Source organism: Rhizobium leguminosarum, from assembly GCF_002953715.1.
Lineage (GTDB): Bacteria > Pseudomonadota > Alphaproteobacteria > Rhizobiales > Rhizobiaceae > Rhizobium > Rhizobium leguminosarum_V.
On the sequence record NZ_CP025012.1, the window covers coordinates 4,089,050 to 4,107,593 of the forward strand.

Consider the following 18,544-nt stretch of genomic DNA (forward strand, 5'->3'; position numbering starts at 1 on the left):
CTACTCTGCTGCCGCAGACTGAGCCGGAATCTTGCGGCGGAACATGTCCTGAGCGGCGAGCACCGCCCCGCCGGTGACGAGCAGGCAGGCAAGAGCAATGCGCCAGCCCAGCTCGGCAAATCCGAACAGCACCAGAATAAGCGTCGAAAGCAGTGGTGCTGCGTAACTTGCCGCGCCGAGGATCTGGATATCGCCGTTCTTGACGCCGTAGTCCCAGGCGTAGAAGGCCGCCCCGACCGGAAAGAGCCCGAGCCCGGCGACGGCGACCCACTCGAAACTCGTTGCCGGCCAGACGGTCGTCTCCAGGCCGTGATGGCAGAACAACGACAGCATGGAGGTCGCAAGGCAGAAGCCGGTGACGACATCCGTGGAGACGGCGTCGAAACGCCGCGTCAGCAGCGAATAGCCGGACCATGTGAAGGCGCAGAGAAAGGCGGCACCGTAACCGACGGCATAGGCGCCGTCGAAATCGATGCCGTTGCGACCGACGATCAGGAAGGTACCGCAAAGTCCGGCAAGCGCACCCGCCACATGATACCAGCGCAACCGTTCGCCCGGCAGCAGCGCCGAACCGACGACGATCAACAGCGGCCAGAGATAGGCGACCAGCCCCGCCTCCACCGCCGGCGCGTTCCGGAGCGCGGTAAAATAGAGGAAGTGATAACCGAACAGCCCCGCAATGCCGGTTATCCAGACCTTGGCCGGCTGCTTCAGCAGCGCCAGTCGCGCGGGATTAAGGATAAGTACCACAAGGCCGGGAATGCTGCCGATCGCAAAGCAGACGGCCGAAAGCTGGAACGGCGGCATCTTGCCGGAGGCGGCCGTGAACAACGCCAGGAACGACCACATCAGAATGGCCGTAAAGCCGATCAACGTCGCGCGAAGCTTCACCTGTCCCCCTTCACGGAGGCAGAAGCCCCGTCAGCTGTTGCTGCCGTATTTGACGGCAGTGATCGTCACCATTCCATATTCGGTTGGAATGCGCACATAAACAGGAGCGTATACATTTGCCGCGTCCGACTTGGCAAACCAGATTTCCATGCGATCGCTCTTGCTTAGATAATCGATGTCCTTGCGGCCCTTCTTGTAGCCCGAGCGCGGCACGAAGCGGACGCTGCAGACGGTCGCCTTGCCCTTGAACCCATTGGTGGAAAAATCCTCGTCGCCCTTCGGCGACAGCACCAGATCCATGCGCGTCTCGCCGTCGAAGATCGGCAGCGTCTGCGAGCAGACCTTGGTATCGCCGGTGAAGACCAGGCCGGAGATCGGATCGAGCACCGAGCGCATGTCGCGCGGCGTGACGTCGATCCAGTTCTTCGGACGCTTCGGCATCGGTGTCGTCGTCGCCGAGATGATGTTGCCGTTGCGGTAGCTGACCTCGTAGACGCGGGCCTTCCTCTTGCCGCTCTTGTAGTAGAGCGAGTATTTCTGCGCCTGCAATCTGTCATTGCGCACGACGCCGCTCACGCTGGTCTTGGCCGAAATCGTCGTGATGAGATCGGCAAGACCGGCGGAATTGATGCTCCCGGCGATCTTGTAGCTGTGATCGTCCTCGATCTGCGTCAGGAACGCGGCGCGCGCGATCGGCAGCCCGGCGAGCGCCACCCGGTATTCCGTCCGATGCTGGATTTCGGCCGCCGATGCCGGTATGGCAAGAAGTGCGGCGATGGCCGAAATGAAAATCCGTCTGCCCGAATGAGCCATGGAAAAAAGCCTTGTCTTGCTGCGCGCTGGCAACCTTTGCTGAGCGGTCTATACTCCTGCCGCGAAGGGAAGAAAACAGCAGCTTTTTGACAGAATTGCGGGAAAGGCCAAGGTTTGGCTTGACGCGAGCAGCCTGTCTGACTATAGAACCGCAACTTTCCAATCATGCCCGTTGGATTGCGCGCCTGGCTTTGCCGGGAATGGCAATTCGATGGCCCGAGAAAAACAAGAATAGGTGTTCCATGTCCCGCGTGTGCGAATTGACCGGCAAGGCCGTCCTGACTGGTAACAATGTCAGCCATGCCAACAACAAGACCAAGCGCCGGTTCCTGCCGAACCTGTGCCAGGTCACGCTGATTTCCGACGCTCTCAACCAGCGTTATCGTCTTCGCGTTTCGGCTGCCGCTCTTCGCACCGTCGAGCATCGTGGCGGCCTCGATGCCTTCCTGCTGAAGGCCAGCGAAAACGAATTGTCGATGCGCGCGCGCCTGTTGCGCCGTCAGATCGCCAAGAAGACCGCCGAAGCCGCTGCTGCGTAAGCTTCTGCCCTTCTTTCATACGGCTTCAAAAGGCTTGAACGGATAATACCGGACAAGCCTTTTGCTTTGCCGGTTTGCTCCTCCAACTGGTGGCATCACCCAGGATAAAAAAATGCTGAAGACCCGCTATACCATCGCCTATGTCGCGCTGATGACGCTCGTCGTCGTCGCCTCCAACTTCCTCGTCCAGTTTCCGCTGAACGCCGAAGTCGCCGGTATCAACCTTGCCGACATCCTGACCTGGGGCGCCTTCTCCTATCCGATCGCTTTCCTGATCACCGATCTGACCAACCGTCAGTTCGGCCCGAAGGCAGCCCGCAAGGTCGTCTTTGCCGGCTTCGTCGTCGGCGTGACGCTCTCCTTCTTCACTTCGGTGCCGCGCATCGCCATCGCCTCCGGCTCGGCCTATCTCGCCGGCCAGCTACTCGATATCGCCGTGTTCAACCGCCTTCGCCGCCAGGCCTGGTGGCGCGCGCCGCTGGTCGGCTCGCTGATCGGCTCGGCGCTCGATACGGTGATGTTCTTCTCGTTGTCCTTCGCCGCGTTCTTCGTCTTCCTCGGCCCGAACGATCCCTTTGCGCTGGAAGCAGCCCCCATCCTCGGCGTCTTCGCCACCGAGGCTCCGCGCTGGATTTCCTGGGCGATCGGCGATTTCGCCGTGAAGATGATCGTCGGCCTCGTCATGCTGCTGCCCTATGGCGCGCTGATGAACGTGCTGCGGCCGATGCAGGCCGCTCGCGCCAGCTAATCACGGACGCCGCCGGACCGCACCGGCGGCGATCGCGGGATGCAGCAGAGCCTCTGCAACCAGATCGTCGATATCTCGTGACGAATCGAGCCGCAACACCGGCGCCGTCTGCGTTTCCAGCCATTGTTCATGCACCGCAAGGCTGCGACGCTCGGGGCCGGCCGTGTCATAGCTGGCCGCCCATTCCAGGAATTCCCCGCTTTTAACTTCCATATCGCCACCAGGCCCGATCCTGTTTCCATATCGGGCAATCTCCCGCGCGCGGATGCGCGCCATTCGAAGCCCCGGCTCGATCCTGAGGAATAGGATCAGATCATAAAGCGGCTCCAATGGCCCACCCCATTTCAGCGCGGATCCGGAGAGCCGTGTCGCTTCATCGAGGAGCAGCCGGATGCGCTCGTCGGCATTCCTCGGCGTCGTGAACGGCGGATCGGTCGGCATCCAGAAGAAATCGTCAGTGTCGAGATGGGCGATATCGAGCCTTTCGGCAAGCGCACGGCCGAGCGATGTCGTACCGGAACCGGACGCGCCCATGACATGAATATGCACCATGAATCTCCCTCCGAAGACTGCTCTCCCGATGCCGTGGGGGATAGCCGAGGCATATGACATCGGTCTGACGTCTAGAGCGCCGTGCGTCCTTTAGGACGCACAAAGGACGCTCTAACATTTTGAATCTAGGCATCGTGCTTTCCGAAAATCGATTCCGATTTTCGGGCCGATGGCTTGGATTAATTCCGCTCCTGGGAACTCGGCGCTGCCCACGCGGCCTCTTCCGAAAGCCGGAATTCCAGCATCAGATTGCGCTGCAGGATCGAATGATTGTCGTCCGACACCAGAATGATATGGGTCGTGCCGTCGGCGGCCTGAAAAGCATCGAGCCCTTCCATATTGTCGATCTGCGAGTTGAAATTGCCTTCCAGCAGCAATTCGCCTTCAACGACGGCGCCAGGCCTGATATCGGCACCCTTGATGCGCCGAAGACGCATGCCGATGCCTTCGGCCATGTTGAAGCGGCGTTCCAGCAGCAGCAGGTCGCCGTTCGGCAGGAAAGCGCCGTCCGTGATGTCGAAGCTGCCATCCCGCTCGACCGAGAAACGCCCTTTCAGTGGCCCGCTGAGAATGGCCGCCAGCCGGTTGCCGTCATTGTCGAGACCACGCTCGGAGACGATGACCACCCCGCCTTTGAGCGGGCTCGATGCCGGCGCCACGGTGATGGTCTCGATGCCGCGATTGTCGTCCAGCATCGTCCGCGGGATGAGGATCGGCAAAGTGGCGATCGCGCCCGAATCGGCAAAGCCGGGGTCGGAATAGACATCGACGCGATGGTGCTGCTCGAAGGAGACCAGGATCCGATCGCCGTCAAGCGCCAGGCCTTCGGCATCCATATGTCCCTTCCCCTCGAAGCTGCGCCCGGCGCTGTTCTTCATCGGCGTGATCTCGACATCCGAAAGGCCGGAAAGCCTGCCCTTGAGGTCACGCTCGATGCTGCCGGTCAGCCACTGGCCGGTATCGAGCACGACGACGAAATGTTTTTGGTCCTGCCGGAAACGGATGGAGGAAAGCGAGCCGAACAGCGCTCTGCTGGAGACCATCTCCAGCCCGCCGAGAAATTCCAGCGATCCGAATTTCGTCTCCGAAGAGCCGATCCTGAAATCAGAGATTTGCCGGCTAATGACCGGCACGTCATCACCGGCCCATGACGGTGAAGCGCCGGCTGCGATGCAGAGAGCGATCGACGCCGCACGGCAGAGGCGCTTGACCGTCATTCTTCCCGCGGCGTCAGCCGGCACGGCGTATCCGGCCGCCGCGCGGCTGGGCGGATTGGTCTTCGAACAGCGAGGCAAGCTGCTCGGTCATCGCACCGGCGAGCTCGTCCGCATCGACGATCGTCACGGCGCGGCGATAGTAGCGCGTCACGTCGTGACCGATGCCGATCGCCAGCAACTCGACAGGCGAGCGTGTCTCGATCTGTTCGATGACGGCACGCAGGTGCCGCTCCAGATAATTGCCCGGATTGACCGACAGCGTCGAATCGTCGACCGGCGCCCCGTCCGAGATCATCATCAGGATGCGGCGCTGCTCACGGCGCGCGAGCAGGCGATTATGCGCCCAGATCAGCGCCTCGCCGTCGATATTTTCCTTGAGCAAGCCCTCACGCATCATCAGCCCGAGATTGGCGCGCGCGCGCCGCCACGGCGCGTCGGCCGACTTGTAGATGATATGGCGCAGGTCGTTGAGGCGGCCCGGCGTCTGCGGCTTGCCGCCGGCGAGCCAGCTTTCACGCGCCTGCCCGCCCTTCCAGGCCTTGGTCGTAAATCCCAGGATCTCGACCTTGACACCGCAGCGCTCCAGCGTGCGGGCGAGAATATCGGCGCAGGTGGCGGCAACCGTGATCGGCCGGCCGCGCATCGAGCCGGAATTGTCGATGAGCAGGGTGACTACCGTATCGCGGAACTGGGTGTCGCGCTCCATCTTGAAGGAGAGCGCCTGCATCGGATCGATGATGATGCGCTGCAGCCGGGCCGGATCGAGATAACCCTCTTCCAGGTCGAAATCCCAGGAGCGGTTCTGCTGCGCCATCAGGCGGCGCTGCAGCCGGTTGGCGAGACGGCCGACCGCGCCTTGCAGATGCGCCAGCTGCTTGTCGAGGAAGGCGCGCAGGCGCTCCAGCTCGGCGGCGTCGCAGAGTTCCTCGGCGGTGATGATCTCGTCGAACTCTTCGGTAAAGACGTGATAATCGACCTTTTCGTTGAAATCAGCAAAAGGCGTGTTCGGACGGCGGGTCTCGCCCGGCGTTTCCGAATCGTCCTCGCCCTCTTCCATCATGTCGTCGTCGGAGATTTCGGCGCCTTCGGTCTCGCCGTCCTCCATCTGCTCGTCGGCGACCTCGCTGTCCTCGACAGGGGCGGCATCCGTGCCGGCATCCTCGTCGACCTCGTCCTGGTCCTGCTCGTCGCCGCTCGACTGGTCTTCCTGCTCCGACTGGTCGTCATTGTCGGCATCGCTGTCGTCGTCACCGTATTCCTCGGCCATTTCCATGGCCGACAGCATGTTGCGGATGACCTTGGCGAAGGCCTGCTGGTCGTTGATCGCGCTCGACAGGTTGTCGAGTTCGGACCCCGCCTTATCCTCGATAAAGTCGCGCCATAGGTCGAGCACCTTGCCGGCGGAGGCCGGCGGGCGCTGGCCGGTCAGCTTCTCGCGCACCATCATCGCAACGGCTTCGCCGACCGGTGCGTCTTCCTGACGCTCGATGCCAGTGAAATTCGCCTTGGAATATTTCTCGTCCGTCATGGAGCGCAGGTTCGACGCCATGCCCTCCATGCGCAGCGCGCCGATCGATTCGACGCGCGCCTGCTCGACCACATCGAAGATCGCCCGGGCGTCCGAGCCCTGCGGCGCCATCGTCGCATGCACCTTCTCGTCATGGCAGGCAAGGCGCAGCGCCATCGAATCGCCGAGCCCGCGGGTGACCGCCAGCTCATGCGCCGTCGGCCGCTTGGAAAGTTCCGGCAGCCGAATGCGCTCGCCGCTCATCCCCGGCCGTTCATTGGCGAAGGTCACCTCGACATCACCGTCGCCGGCGATCGAGCGCACGCATCCGGTTATCGCCCGGCGCAATGGCTCGACGTCGACAGGCGCGCCGGGTTTTGCTTTCGAATTGTCACCGCGAGCTGCCATGATCGGTCGGTCTCAAGCCCCGAGAACGATGTTGGCGGCACTTTCCTTCAGCTCGACGCCGAAGGCGCGCTGATAGTGTTCGGCGACCAACGGGCGTTCCAGCTCGTCGCACTTGTTGAGGAAGGTGACGCGGAAGGCGAAGGCGAGATCGCCGAAGATCTCGGCGTTCTCAGCCCAGGTAATGACCGTGCGCGGGCTCATGACTGTGGACAGATCACCGTTCATGAAGGCCGCGCGCGTCAGGTCGGCGACGCGCACCATCTTCGAAACCGTCTCCCGGCCGTTCTTGTCATTGCCGAAGCTCTTCACCTTGGCGGCGACGATATTCACTTCGTGATCATGCGGCAGGTAGTTCAGCGTGGTGACGATCGACCAGCGGTCCATCTGCGCCTGGTTGATCTGCTGCGTGCCGTGATAGAGGCCGGTCGTGTCACCGAGGCCGATCGTGTTCGCCGTCGCAAACAGACGGAAGGCCGGGTGCGGCCGAATGACGCGGCTCTGGTCGAGCAGCGTCAGGCGGCCGGAGGATTCGAGCACGCGCTGGATGACGAACATCACATCGGGGCGGCCGGCATCATATTCGTCGAAAACGAGCGCGACATTGTGCTGGTAGGCCCAGGGCAGGATGCCATCCTTGAACTCGGTGATCTGCAGCCCGTCCTTGACGACGATCGCATCCTTGCCGACGAGATCGATACGGCTGACATGGCTGTCGAGGTTGATGCGCACGCAAGGCCAGTTGAGCCGAGCCGCCACCTGCTCGATATGCGAGGACTTGCCCGTGCCGTGATAGCCGGAAATCATCACGCGGCGGTTATGGGCGAAGCCTGCGAGAATGGCGAGCGTCGTGTCGCGGTCGAACAGGTAGTCGGTATCGAGGTCCGGCACATAGGCGTCGCCCTTGCTGTAGGCGGGAACGCGAATGTCGGAATCGATGCCGAAGGCCTCGCGGACCGAAACGGTGGTATCGGGCAGTTCTGATATATCCAGGTCGATCTTGCTCATCATGTCTCCAAGGCGGGTGATGCCACCCGGCCATACTATCTCAGGCCATGTCGCAACCGTGACGCCGCGTTTTTTATTCCGCGCCCGTCCAGGTCGGAACGTCGGCGATGCTTCTCCGGGACTGAAACGAAACCTCGGCGGGATAATGACCGCGTGCGAGCATTCTTGAAAGAGTCCCGGACAAGAAACGCCGCGTCCGGAAGGTCGGCGGAGGCGATGTCGGGAAAACGCACAAATATGAGCCGCGTTTGCCTGCGGCCTCAGCCGATTTGGACCATACCCGATTGAAGCCCAAGAGCAAGGACGGGAATTAACAAAAACCGTTCTGCTTCAACAATTGATAGGCCTGGATGACGGCGCGGAAACGCTCCTCCGAGCCGCGGTCGCCGCCATTGGCATCGGGATGGTGTTTCTTCACCAGCTCCTTGTAGCGGCTCTTGATCTCCGCCGATGTCGCATTGGCGTCGAGACCCATCGTTTCGAAGGCCTTGCTTTCCAGCGATTTCAGCTTGCGCGCCTGGGGAAAACGCGGCCCGCTGCCCTTGCCGCCTTCCTTGACGAAGCCGAAAGGATCGCGAACACGCGTATAGGCGCCGGAGCGGATCTCCGAATGCAGCGGACTGTCCTTCGCCGCCTTGTTGACGCCGACCGTCCATGTCGGCCGGTGGCCGGTGATCGCCTCTTTCTGGTACCGCGCGATCTCGCCGTCCGAAAGACCGGAGAAATAATTGTAGCCCTTGTTGTATTCCTTGACGTGCTCGAAGCAGAACAAGAAGAACTGGCCTTCCGCATTGCGGCCGACGGGAGCGCGATGCGCCCCCTTCTTGTCGCACCCGTCCCATTGACAGGTAGGCGGCGCCTGCTCTGTTTCCGGCTCGCGTTTGCGGCGTGTTCGGATGCGATCGAAATATTTGGAATCAAGTCTCATGACGGCGCTAATTATGGGGCTGTCGCGAAGCGACAACAAGAATTGACAAATGGGAATGTTGCAGGCTTGGTAGGAACCCTTTTCGCGAACCAGCAAGACCGGATGATGACCCTGCGAACCCGCATCGAAGAAAAACTTGTTGAAGCCTTCGCGCCCGAACGCGTAAGCGTCATCGACGAAAGCCATCTGCATGCCGGCCACCAGCCCGATATCACCGGCGCCGGCGAAACCCATATGCGGGTGAGGATCGTTTCCGGGAAATTCGCCGGCATGTCGCGGCTGGCGCGTCACCGGGCGATCACCGACCTGTTGAAACCGGAGCTCGATGCCGGCCTGCATGCGCTGGCCGTCGAACCGGCTGCACCTGATGAACCGACCCGCTGGTAGCGGCACGCAACCCATATAGGCATTGGCCGTCTACGATCCAAGCAGAATCAGGCTGGCTTTGCGCCGTCTTCTCCGGCCGGGCGGATGCGCAGCTTGGTGATGCGGTTCTTCTCCCGCTTCATGACGACGAAACGCTTGCCGTAGAAGGTGAAGGCCTGACGCTCTTCCGGGATGGTCATCGATTCGTGGATGACGAGGCCGGCGATCGTCGTCGCCTCCTCATCGGGCAGGTTCCAGTCGAGCGCGCGGTTCAGGTCGCGGATCGGAACGCCACCGTCGACGACGACGGAACCATCGGCCTCCTGACGCACGCCCTGTATCTCGATATCGTGTTCGTCGGAAATGTCGCCGACGATTTCCTCGAGAATATCCTCCAGCGTGACGATGCCCTGCACCTCGCCATATTCGTCGACGACGACGGCGAAATGCTGCTTGCGCCGCAGGAAGGCGTTGAGCTGGTCCTCGAGATTGGTGCTGTCGGGCACGAACCACGGCTTCTGCGCGATCTTCACGATATCGAGGTTCTGCGGCTCCATGTTCGGCTCGGCAAGCGCCCGCAGCAGATCCTTGGCGTGGACGACGCCGATGATGTTGTCGATCGTGCCGCGCCACAACGGCATGCGCGTATAGGGGCTTTCGAGGATGGCGCGCACCACCGCCTCCGGCGAATCTTCGGCATTGATCGCCCGCATCGCGGTGCGGTGAACCATGATGTCGGAGAGCTCAAGCTCGCTGAGATCCAGCACACCGCCGAGGCGGTCGCGGTCGGCCTTCACCACCGATCCCTCGCGGTGCAGCAGGTCGACGGCGCCGCGCAACTCCTCATGCGCCGTCAGCATCGATGTCTCGCGTGAGAGATTGATACCGAACAGCGAAAGAATCTGCCGGACGATCGCATTGACGAAGGAGGAAACCGGGCCGACGACGGTGACGAAGAGCTTGGCCGGAACGGCGATGGCGAGCGCGAAGCGGTCGGGCGTCGAAATCGCCCAGCTCTTCGGCAGCACTTCGGCGAAGATGACCAGGATGACGGTCATCGCAAGCGTCGCAAGCGCCACGCCGGAATTGCCGAACAGCCCGAGGAAAAGGCTGGTGGCGATCGAGGAGGAGAGAATGTTGGCGAGATTGTTGCCGATGAGCAGCGCGCCGATCAATCGATCGCGCCGTTCGATCAACTGCCGGACGAGGCCGGCGCGCTCGTCGCCGTTCGCCTCCAGTGTATGGATGCGGCTGCGCGAAACGGCGGTAAGCGCGGTTTCCGAGCCGGAGAAAAAGGCTGACATGAGCACGAGCGCCGTGATCGAAAGGATTTCCGGCCAATATGTTTCCAGAAATGCCAGAGCGCCTTCGATCGCTATCAAGGGTGTTTTTCCCTGAGAAAGCTGATCACTTCGGATGCCGGCACGTCGTCGGCGACGAAGGACTGGCCGATGCCGCGGGTCAGGATGAAGGTGAGCTTGCCGCTCTTGACCTTCTTGTCCTGGGCGATCGCGTCCATCAGCGTTTCGGCCGGCGGGAGTTCGCCTGGAATGTCGGACATCCGGGTCGGCAGGCCGACCTCCTTCAGATGCCGCTCGACGCGCCGCGCCTCGTCCGGGCTTGCAAGGTTCATTCGTGCGGAGAATTCGTGCGCCAGCACCATGCCGATCGAAACGCCCTCGCCATGCACGAGGCGGGAGCTGTCATAGGCGGTCGCCGCTTCCAGCGCATGGCCGAAGGTATGCCCGAGATTGAGCAGCGCCCGCGGGCCGTTCTCGCGCTCGTCGGCAACGACGACGTCGGCTTTCGCCTGGCAGCTCGCGGCAATCGCCTCGATACGCGCGGAGCCGCCGTTAAAAACCGCCTTCCAATTCGCTTCCAGCCAGGCAAAGAAATCCGGCTTGTCGATCAGCCCGTATTTCGCGACCTCGGCGTAACCTGCGCGGAATTCACGCTCGCTCAGCGAATTCAGCACATCCGTATCGGCCAGAACCAGGTCCGGCTGATGGAAGACGCCGATCAGATTCTTGCCGTGGCGGGAATTGATGCCGGTCTTGCCGCCGACGGAGGAATCGACCTGCGACAGAAGCGAGGTCGGCACCTGGACGAAGCGCACGCCTCGACGGACGATGCCGGCCGCAAATCCCGAAAGATCGCCGATGACGCCGCCACCGAGCGCGATGACGTAATCGTTGCGCTCGACGCGGGCTTCGAGCACCTTGTCGCAGACAGTGATCAGATGCTCGAAGCTCTTGGTCTTCTCGCCGGCCGGCAGGACGACCTCAGCCGAGGCGATACCTGCTTCATCCAGACTTGCGACAAGGGCTTTGAGATAGAGCGGCGCGACATTTTCATCGGTGACAACAGCCGCCTTGCGGCCCTTGAGGCGAGAGGCGATCTCGGCGCCGGCCCGCGCAATCAGCCCCGGCCCGATCAGGATGTCGTAGGCGCGCTCGCCGAGCGGCACATGCACCGTTCGGATGGCGGGGGCGGAGGTTATCGCATTCATGACGCTGCACTTTCCTTCTGAGCTTCGATCAAGGCCTTTAAGACTTCGTCGGCCATGATTTCCTTGCGGACGTCGCGCGAAAGCACGGTCAGATCGGCCTGCGCATAGATCGGATAACGCGCATTCATCAGGCCTTCGAGCGTCTGCTTCGGATTTTCGGTCTTGAGCAGCGGCCGCGTGTCGCGCTTGGCGACCCGGTCCCAGAGCACGTCGAGATCGGCCTTCAGCCAGACGGAAAGGCCGCCCTTCTTGATATGTTTGCGCGTCCGGTCGTTGATGAAGGCGCCGCCTCCGGTGGAGACGACCCGCGGCCCGCTCTTCAGCAGCCGCTTGATCACCCGCGCTTCCAGCGCCCGGAACTCCTGCTCGCCATAGGCGGCGAAAAGCTCGGCGATCGTCATGCGCGAAACCCGCTCGATCTCGAGATCGCTGTCGATGAAGGGAATGGCAAGCTGGCTGGCGACGATGCGCCCGACGGAGGATTTTCCGGCGCCCATCAGGCCGACAAGGATCAGATTGCGTGAACCGAGCGCGGCGCGAGCTCTGTCTTTCAAGCTGTCAGCAACGGTCAGCAGTTGTTCACTCATCGGTCCATTCACACTTTGTTTGCAAACGGTATCGACAAATGCAGATGGAGCGTCAAGTCGCGGACAAGGGAATCATGGCTTGAATACCGCTTCTTGCACTTGCAGATAGGCTTCTTATAACAGAAGCAGAGCATGAAGGAGTTGCTGGATGCCGACCCTGTTCCGTTTCCTGTTCGTCTGCGCGATCCTCGCCGGGACGGTCTACGGAGCGATGCTGGCGCTTGTGACCTTCGTGGAGCCGCAGCAGCGTGACGTGACGATCCGCATCCCGTCCGAGCGGGTCAATCCGCCCGCCACGGGCGCGATCGACACGACCAGGAAGTGACCGGCATGGTGGATCTCGGTCGCGTCCATGTGGAATCTTTCCTGGAAATGATGAGCGCCGAGCGGGGTGCTGCCGCCAACACGCTGCAATCCTATGAACGCGATCTCGACGACGTCCGCTCCTTCCTGAAGGAGCGCAGCGTAAGGCTTACCGAAGCCGCCTCCGCCGATCTTGCCGCCTATCTCTCCTCGCTCGCCGGAAAGGGCTTCAAACCCTCCTCGCAGGCGCGCCGGCTTGCGGCCATGCGGCAGTTCTACAAGTTTCTCTATGCCGAGGGCCTGAGGACCGACGACCCCACAGGCATTCTCGATGCGCCGAAGAAGGGCCGTCCGCTGCCGAAGACGATGGGTGTCGAGGAGGTCGGCAGGCTGCTTTCGCAGGCCGAGGCCGAAGCGGAGGATGCGGCTCCGGGCCAGTTGCACCGCCTGCGCATGCTGGCGCTGCTGGAACTGCTCTATGCCACCGGAATGCGTGTCAGCGAACTCGTTTCGCTTCCTGCCCGCGTGCTCGATCAGGAAGGCCGGTTCCTGATGATCCGCGGCAAGGGCAACAAGGAACGGCTGGTGCCGCTGTCGCATTCGGCGATATCAGCCCTGAAATCCTACGGGCGCCTGCTGGCGGCGGAAAATGCAGCAGTGAAGGAACCGCAGGAAAGCCCCTGGCTGTTTCCCTCCACCTCGAAGGAGGGATACCTGCCGCGCCAGGTTTTTGCCCGCGACCTCAAGAACCTGGCGATCCGCGCCGGCCTGACGCCGTCGCTGATCTCGCCGCATGTCATGCGCCACGCCTTTGCCAGCCACCTGCTGGCGAACGGCGCCGATCTGCGCGTCGTACAGGAACTCCTCGGCCATTCGGACATTTCGACCACGCAGATTTACACACATGTCCTCGAAGAGAGGCTGCAGCAGCTTGTCCAGACGCATCACCCCCTTGCCAAACAGGCGAAAAAGCACGAATAGGACCGGCGACATGGGGCGGAGCCAGGAAAACGCCCCGGGCACAAGGAACGGAAACGCACCTCATGCACAATTATCTCGACTTCGAAAAGCCGATCTCCGACCTCGAAGGCAAGATCATCGAGCTGAAGAAGCTCGCAACGGAAGACGAGAGCATCGACACCACCGATGAGATCGGCCGGCTGGAGGTTCGCGTCCGTGAGGCGATCGTCGAGATCTATTCCAAGCTCAACCCCTGGCAGAAGACGCAGGTCGCCCGCCATCCGCAGCGCCCGCATTTCGTCGATTACGCCAAGACGCTGTTCCAGGAATTCACGCCGCTCGCCGGTGACCGCAAGTTTTCCGAGGATGCCGCGATCCAGGCAGGCCTTGCCCGCTTTCGCGGCCAGCCGGTCGCCGTCATTGGCCAGGAAAAGGGCAACGACACCAAGAGCCGCATCAAGCACAATTTCGGCAGCCCCCGTCCGGAAGGCTACCGAAAGGCGATCCGCATCCTTGAAATGGCCGATCGTTTCGGCCTGCCGGTGATTTCGCTGGTGGATACGGCAGGCGCCTATCCCGGCGTCGGCGCCGAAGAGCGCGGCCAGGCCGAGGCGATCGCCCGCTCGACGGAAATGTGTCTCGGCGTCAAGGTTCCGCTGGTTTCCGTCGTCATCGGCGAAGGCGGCTCGGGCGGCGCCATCGCCATCGCCACCGGCAACAAGGTCTATATGCTCGAGCATTCGATCTACAGCGTCATCTCGCCGGAAGGGGCCGCCTCCATCCTCTGGCGCGATTCCACCCGCGCTCGGGAAGCGGCGACCAACATGAAGATCACCGCCGAGGACCTGAAATCGCTCGGCGTCATCGACGGCATCATATCCGAGCCGCTCGGCGGCGCGCACCGCGATCCGGACAGCGTCATAGCCGCAACCGGCGACGTGATCGCCAATGCTCTGGCCGAAATGGCATCCCGTTCAGGCGAGCAGCTGCGCAACGACCGCCGCCAGAAATTCCTCGCCATGGGCCGCAATCTCTAGCGGACATTCGGGTCTTCGCCGATTGGGGCCAAATCTTGGCCACATTGATGTTATCTGTAACACTCGCGCTTGCGGGGACGTTCGTGGCAAAGTCATAGGCTGGTAAGGTTTTATAAAGTATAAGCCGCCTATGATTCCTTCTGATGCCCGGACTCCATAGGCGGACCGGGTCGCATTATCATTATGGGCTAGTTTGGATGCGCATACGTCATTTTGCCTATATTTCCCTCATGGCGCTGGCTCTGTCCGGCTGCAATGACGCGTTGGAAACCGCGCAAGTCGATCTTTCCAAGGTCAAGAACAAGGTCGAGCAGCCGCTTCCCAGCCATATCCTCGCTCAGATGTCCGCCAAGGGCATGGACCGCAATTCGCCGATCATGATCCGCATCTTCAAGGAAGAAGGTGCCATGGAGATCTGGAAGGCGAAGACCGACAACCGTTTTGACAAGATCGCCGATTACAAGATCTGCGCCTGGTCCGGCCGTCTCGGCCCGAAGGTAAAGACCGGCGATCGGCAGGCGCCGGAAGGTTTCTACGACCTGACGCGCGCCAACCTGAACCCCAATTCCAAATATTATCTGGCGATCAACACCGGCTTCCCGAACCGCTACGACGCGGCGAACGGCCGCAGCGGTTCCGATCTGATGATCCACGGCGCCTGCTCCTCCTCCGGCTGCTATTCGATGACCGACCAGCAGGTGCTGGAGATCTACGCCTTCGCCCGCGACGCTTTCAAGGGCGGCCAGGCGACGGTGCAGTTGCAGGCCTTCCCCTTCCGCATGACAGCGGAAAACATGGTGAAGCATCGCCTCGACAGCAGCTACGACTTCTGGAAGATGCTGAAGGTCGGCTACGACAATTTCGAAGTGACGAAGCGCCCGCCTGAAGTGAATGTCTGCGAGAAGAAATACGTCTTCAATCAGCAGGCAACCGACGGCGGCGCCTTCAATGCCGCCGGCAAGTGCCCGGCTATGTCGACGCCGCCGGCGCTGACCGCGGCTCTTGCCTCCTACGGCAAGACCTACGATGCCGATTATGCCAAGGCGATGAGCAAATTTGACGGCATGGCCTGGTACGATCCCACAGAAGCCGAGCGCAAGGCCGTGGTCGCCAAGCTGCGCAAGGGCCGCGAACTTGCTTACGCCCCGACCGGCACCTCGCTGGAAGCCGGCCGCATGGTCAAGGTCGCCGAACTCGAAGACCTGATGGCCAAGCGCACCGCGCAGGGCCTCGCCGCCAAGACCGCGCCGGGCGCCACGCCTGTGGCACCTGCCCAGCCGCAGGCAGTGGCAGTCGCTGCCGCAACACCTGCGGTCGTGCCGGTGCCGATGCAGAACCCGCTGGCCTTTGCGGCGCCCGAACCGCAGGAAACGGCGGAAGCCACGGCAAAGAAGCCGTTCTGGAAATTCTGGGCGAGGAACTGAACGGCTTGAACCCCGTTCTCTACGATCTTCGCGGCCTGAAATGCCCATTGCCCGTGATCAAGACACGCAAGAAGCTCGCCGCCATGGCGAGCGGCACGCTCATTCGCGTCGACACCACCGATCCGCTTGCTGTGATCGACATGCCGCATTTCTGCAATGAGGACGGCCACGAACTGGTCGAGACCGAAAAGACCGAAAGCGGCCACCGCTTCCTGATCCGCAAGCGCTAAAGCGCGTCGCGATCTTTCAGATTCGCTTGCCGCACTTTAGGTCTTTGTTTTCCGCATGTCTTTGGCGCAAAACCGCTGCACACTTTTGCGCGACATGCCCTAAATTCTAAGGCCGGGAATAGCGAGCGGGTTGTCGGAGAGCGCCGCACGATCGGGCATATCGATGCGCGGCTTGCCGAGGAAGGCGTCGAAGAGATCCTTCACGAAGGCTTCCGGCAGATCCCTGGTGATCAGCACCATGCGTGTGCGCCGGTCTTCCCCCGGCCAGGCGGGAAGCCGCACCGGCGGATGGAAAATGCTCTGCACCCCATGCAGCACCAGCGGCCGATCCGGCCGGTCGGAGACCGACACGATCGCCTTCATCCTCAACAGCTTCTCGCCATGGGCCGAACGCAGGAGATCGATGAACATCTCAAGCGCCATCGGATCGATCGGCTTCTCCTCAATGATCGAGAAAGAACGGATCGAGGCATCGTGACGATTGACGTCATGCGGATCCTGATCCGCATGAGCGTGATGGTGGTGGTGACCATCATGATCATGGCCATGATTGTGATGTCCATCACGACCGTGGTCGTGATTGTGATGCGCCTCGTGCGCATCCTCGTCCTGCAGCCAGCGGCCGACATCGGCAATCTTCGTCGCCAGATCGTAGAGCCCGTTGACCAGCACTGCGGCACTGCCCGCTTCGGCGCTGTCGGCATCCATCATCACGGCACGCGGATTGAGCGCCCGCAGGCGCTTTTCCAGCCCGTCCGTTGCCTCGGCCATCGCCTTTTTCGAGACGATCAGCCGGTCGGCGACCGCCGCCTGCTTGCGCGCTTCCTCGTGATTGTCGAGCGTCTGCAGCCCATTCACCGCGTCCACGACGGTGACGACGCCGTCAAGCTCGAAATTCGTGGCGATGACGGGATTGCCCATGATCGCCTGCATGACCGGCGAAGGATCGGCAAGGCCCGTCGTCTCGATGACGACACGCTTGACCGGCTTGACGCGGCCCGTCTGCACCGCGTCCATCAGGTTCGCCAGCGTATCCACAAGTTCACCCCGCACGGTGCAGCAGAGGCACCCATCGGAAAGTTCTATGATCGAATCGCCGGAACTTTCGACCAGGAGGTGGTCGATGCCGACATCGCCGAATTCATTGATGATAACAGCCGCATCCTTCATCACCGGATCTTTGAGGATGCGGTTGAGCAGCGTCGATTTGCCGGCGCCGAGAAAGCCGGTCAGGATGGTGACCGGAATCCTGTCGTTGAGCGCGCTCATGTCATTTTACCTTAAAAGCTTAAAAGGATGTCGGGCGCGGCATCGGCACCGGCACATTGGCGATCGCTCCCGCGGTATCGCCCCGCGCCATTTTTTCCGGCTGCGCAGCCGGCTGCGGATCCTGGCCCGGAATGAGGCCGGCAAAGACGAATTGCGGATCGTGGTCCATTGGCTGGATGTAGGGCGACTGCACCCTCATGCGGCCGACCTCGTCGCGCGTTTCGCTGCGCACCTTGGCGCCCTTGGCGCTGCAGATGTCGGCGGTGATGTCGGTAACCTGGTCTTGTCCCGAACCGTAGGGCCTCAGCGAACCCAGCGTGTCGTTGCCGGGAAACTGCGCGGTGAAGCCCTTCTGCAAAAGGTTGGCTGTCGCATCCGCGCGCGCCGCAAGGCTGTCGGTGCCGAGCACAACCGAGATCAACGTATGACCGTTGCGGGTCGCCGAACCGATCTGGTTGAAACCCGAGGCGCAGATGAAGCCGGTCTTCATGCCATCGGCGCCGGCGAAGCGGCCGATCAGCATGTTGAGGCTCGGCACGTTCTGCTGACCGGTCGTGAAGCCCTCCAGCGAGAAATAACCGGCATATTGCGGAAAATCGCGGCGCAGCGCCACCGTCAGCACCGCAAGGTCGCGCGCCGTCGTATACTGCCCCTTGCCGGGCAGGCCGTTCGGATTGACGAAATGCGAATCCGTCATGCCGAGCTTCAGCGCCTCGCCGTTCATTCGCGTGACGAAGCCTTCCTGCGTACCGCCAATGGCTTCGGCGACCGCGACCGCGATGTCGTTAGCCGATTTCACCATCAGGATCTTCAGCGCGCTGTCGAGCGTCAGCTTCTGGCCTGGCTTGAAATACATCTTGGCGGCGGGCTGCGCGGCGGCGCGCTTGCTCATGACGATGGGCGTATCGAGGCTGATCTGCCCGGCGCGGATTGCATCGAACACGGTATAGACGGTCATCAGCTTGGTCAGCGAGGCCGGATACCATTTGCGGAAGGCTTCTTCATGCTCGAGCACGCGGCCGGTCTGGACGTCGACGAGAATATGCGGATTGGCCTGGGCAAGCGAAACGGAGCCCAGAAAAACGGCAGTCGCCGCTGATACGAAAGAAAGCGGCCGCAAGGCAGCAAACAAACGGAAGTGGCGCGTCGACACGGTTCGTCCTTCAGATATCAGGAAAATCTCGAAATCTTCCCCTATTTAGCCTATATGGCTATGACATGGCAAAGGTCATTGACTAAGTAATTTCCACA

General features: G+C 61.7%; 20 protein-coding genes. 8 read left to right on the plus strand and 12 right to left on the minus strand.

All coding sequences use genetic code 11. The annotated features are described in order from the left end of the window. The gene (gene yddG / locus CUJ84_RS20335) at positions 1 to 891 is read right to left on the minus strand and encodes an aromatic amino acid exporter YddG (RefSeq protein WP_105007524.1); all 891 of its coding nucleotides are present in this window, start codon (positions 889 to 891) and stop codon (positions 1 to 3) included. A 30-nt stretch (positions 892 to 921) separates the two neighbouring features. After that, positions 922 to 1,704, minus strand: coding sequence for a DUF3108 domain-containing protein (locus CUJ84_RS20340; RefSeq protein ID WP_012759190.1), 783 nt, complete (start codon positions 1,702 to 1,704; stop codon positions 922 to 924). Between the two features lie 242 nt (positions 1,705 to 1,946). On the opposite strand from CUJ84_RS20340, the gene rpmB reads away from it, so the two are divergent. Both rpmB and CUJ84_RS20350 read left to right on the plus strand, forming a co-directional pair. Then, positions 1,947 to 2,243 (plus strand): 50S ribosomal protein L28, encoded by a 297-nt coding sequence (rpmB, locus tag CUJ84_RS20345; protein WP_003543341.1) that lies wholly within the window; start codon positions 1,947 to 1,949, stop codon positions 2,241 to 2,243. 112 nt (positions 2,244 to 2,355) lie between these two features. Continuing rightward, positions 2,356 to 2,991, plus strand: a complete 636-nt coding sequence (locus tag CUJ84_RS20350) for a VUT family protein (RefSeq protein WP_105007525.1) — start codon at positions 2,356 to 2,358, stop codon at positions 2,989 to 2,991. Here CUJ84_RS20350 and CUJ84_RS20355 read toward each other — a convergent pair whose 3' ends face one another. The 5 genes from CUJ84_RS20355 to CUJ84_RS20380 form a co-directional block, all read right to left on the minus strand. Further along, the gene (locus CUJ84_RS20355) at positions 2,992 to 3,543 is read right to left on the minus strand and encodes an ATP-binding protein (protein WP_105007526.1); all 552 of its coding nucleotides are present in this window, start codon (positions 3,541 to 3,543) and stop codon (positions 2,992 to 2,994) included. Between the two features lie 179 nt (positions 3,544 to 3,722). Next, entirely contained in the window at positions 3,723 to 4,760 is a 1,038-nt protein-coding gene (locus CUJ84_RS20365; RefSeq protein ID WP_105007527.1) for an esterase-like activity of phytase family protein, read from the minus strand. A 13-nt stretch (positions 4,761 to 4,773) separates the two neighbouring features. After that, complete coding sequence (gene cobT / locus CUJ84_RS20370; RefSeq protein WP_105007528.1) at positions 4,774 to 6,675, minus strand: cobaltochelatase subunit CobT; 1,902 nt, start codon at positions 6,673 to 6,675, stop codon at positions 4,774 to 4,776. A 12-nt stretch (positions 6,676 to 6,687) separates the two neighbouring features. Further along, positions 6,688 to 7,680: a cobaltochelatase subunit CobS gene (gene cobS / locus CUJ84_RS20375; RefSeq protein WP_027682639.1), complete on the minus strand. Its 993-nt coding sequence runs from the start codon at positions 7,678 to 7,680 to the stop codon at positions 6,688 to 6,690. A gap of 310 nt (positions 7,681 to 7,990) precedes the next feature. Further along, positions 7,991 to 8,608, minus strand: a complete 618-nt coding sequence (locus CUJ84_RS20380) for a J domain-containing protein (RefSeq protein ID WP_018482761.1) — start codon at positions 8,606 to 8,608, stop codon at positions 7,991 to 7,993. A gap of 102 nt (positions 8,609 to 8,710) precedes the next feature. Between CUJ84_RS20380 and CUJ84_RS20385 the strand changes: the two genes are divergently transcribed. Beyond that, positions 8,711 to 8,995, plus strand: coding sequence for a BolA family protein (locus CUJ84_RS20385; protein WP_199788736.1), 285 nt, complete (start codon positions 8,711 to 8,713; stop codon positions 8,993 to 8,995). Between the two features lie 47 nt (positions 8,996 to 9,042). Here the strand turns inward: CUJ84_RS20385 and CUJ84_RS20390 are convergent, their stop codons facing one another. The 3 genes from CUJ84_RS20390 to CUJ84_RS20400 are packed head-to-tail and all read right to left on the minus strand — an operon-like array spanning position 9,043 to position 12,070. After that, positions 9,043 to 10,353, minus strand: a complete 1,311-nt coding sequence (locus CUJ84_RS20390) for an HlyC/CorC family transporter (protein ID WP_105008258.1) — start codon at positions 10,351 to 10,353, stop codon at positions 9,043 to 9,045. Further along, positions 10,353 to 11,483, minus strand: coding sequence for a 3-dehydroquinate synthase (gene aroB / locus CUJ84_RS20395; RefSeq protein WP_105007529.1), 1,131 nt, complete (start codon positions 11,481 to 11,483; stop codon positions 10,353 to 10,355). Before aroB ends, CUJ84_RS20390 begins: the two co-directional genes overlap by 1 nt. Then, positions 11,480 to 12,070: a shikimate kinase gene (locus CUJ84_RS20400; RefSeq protein WP_018069267.1), complete on the minus strand. Its 591-nt coding sequence runs from the start codon at positions 12,068 to 12,070 to the stop codon at positions 11,480 to 11,482. Before CUJ84_RS20400 ends, aroB begins: the two co-directional genes overlap by 4 nt. A gap of 148 nt (positions 12,071 to 12,218) precedes the next feature. Between CUJ84_RS20400 and CUJ84_RS20405 the strand changes: the two genes are divergently transcribed. From CUJ84_RS20405 to CUJ84_RS20425, 5 genes are all read left to right on the plus strand, one after another. Further along, a complete protein-coding gene (locus CUJ84_RS20405; RefSeq protein WP_012759201.1) occupies positions 12,219 to 12,395 on the plus strand; it encodes a hypothetical protein in 177 nt (58 codons plus the stop codon). 5 nt (positions 12,396 to 12,400) lie between these two features. Beyond that, positions 12,401 to 13,354, plus strand: coding sequence for a site-specific tyrosine recombinase XerD (gene xerD, locus CUJ84_RS20410; protein WP_105007530.1), 954 nt, complete (start codon positions 12,401 to 12,403; stop codon positions 13,352 to 13,354). Positions 13,355 to 13,416: 62 nt separating this feature from the next. After that, complete coding sequence (locus CUJ84_RS20415) at positions 13,417 to 14,370, plus strand: acetyl-CoA carboxylase carboxyltransferase subunit alpha (protein WP_105007531.1); 954 nt, start codon at positions 13,417 to 13,419, stop codon at positions 14,368 to 14,370. 197 nt (positions 14,371 to 14,567) lie between these two features. Beyond that, positions 14,568 to 15,794: a L,D-transpeptidase family protein gene (locus CUJ84_RS20420; protein ID WP_105007532.1), complete on the plus strand. Its 1,227-nt coding sequence runs from the start codon at positions 14,568 to 14,570 to the stop codon at positions 15,792 to 15,794. 5 nt (positions 15,795 to 15,799) lie between these two features. After that, the gene (locus CUJ84_RS20425; protein WP_017989572.1) at positions 15,800 to 16,024 is read left to right on the plus strand and encodes a sulfurtransferase TusA family protein; all 225 of its coding nucleotides are present in this window, start codon (positions 15,800 to 15,802) and stop codon (positions 16,022 to 16,024) included. Between the two features lie 99 nt (positions 16,025 to 16,123). On the opposite strand, the gene CUJ84_RS20430 is transcribed toward CUJ84_RS20425, so the two are convergent. Next, a complete protein-coding gene (locus CUJ84_RS20430; protein WP_105007533.1) occupies positions 16,124 to 17,293 on the minus strand; it encodes a CobW family GTP-binding protein in 1,170 nt (389 codons plus the stop codon). A gap of 19 nt (positions 17,294 to 17,312) precedes the next feature. Then, positions 17,313 to 18,446, minus strand: coding sequence for a D-alanyl-D-alanine carboxypeptidase family protein (locus tag CUJ84_RS20435; RefSeq protein WP_105007534.1), 1,134 nt, complete (start codon positions 18,444 to 18,446; stop codon positions 17,313 to 17,315). Positions 18,447 to 18,544 lie beyond the last annotated feature (98 nt).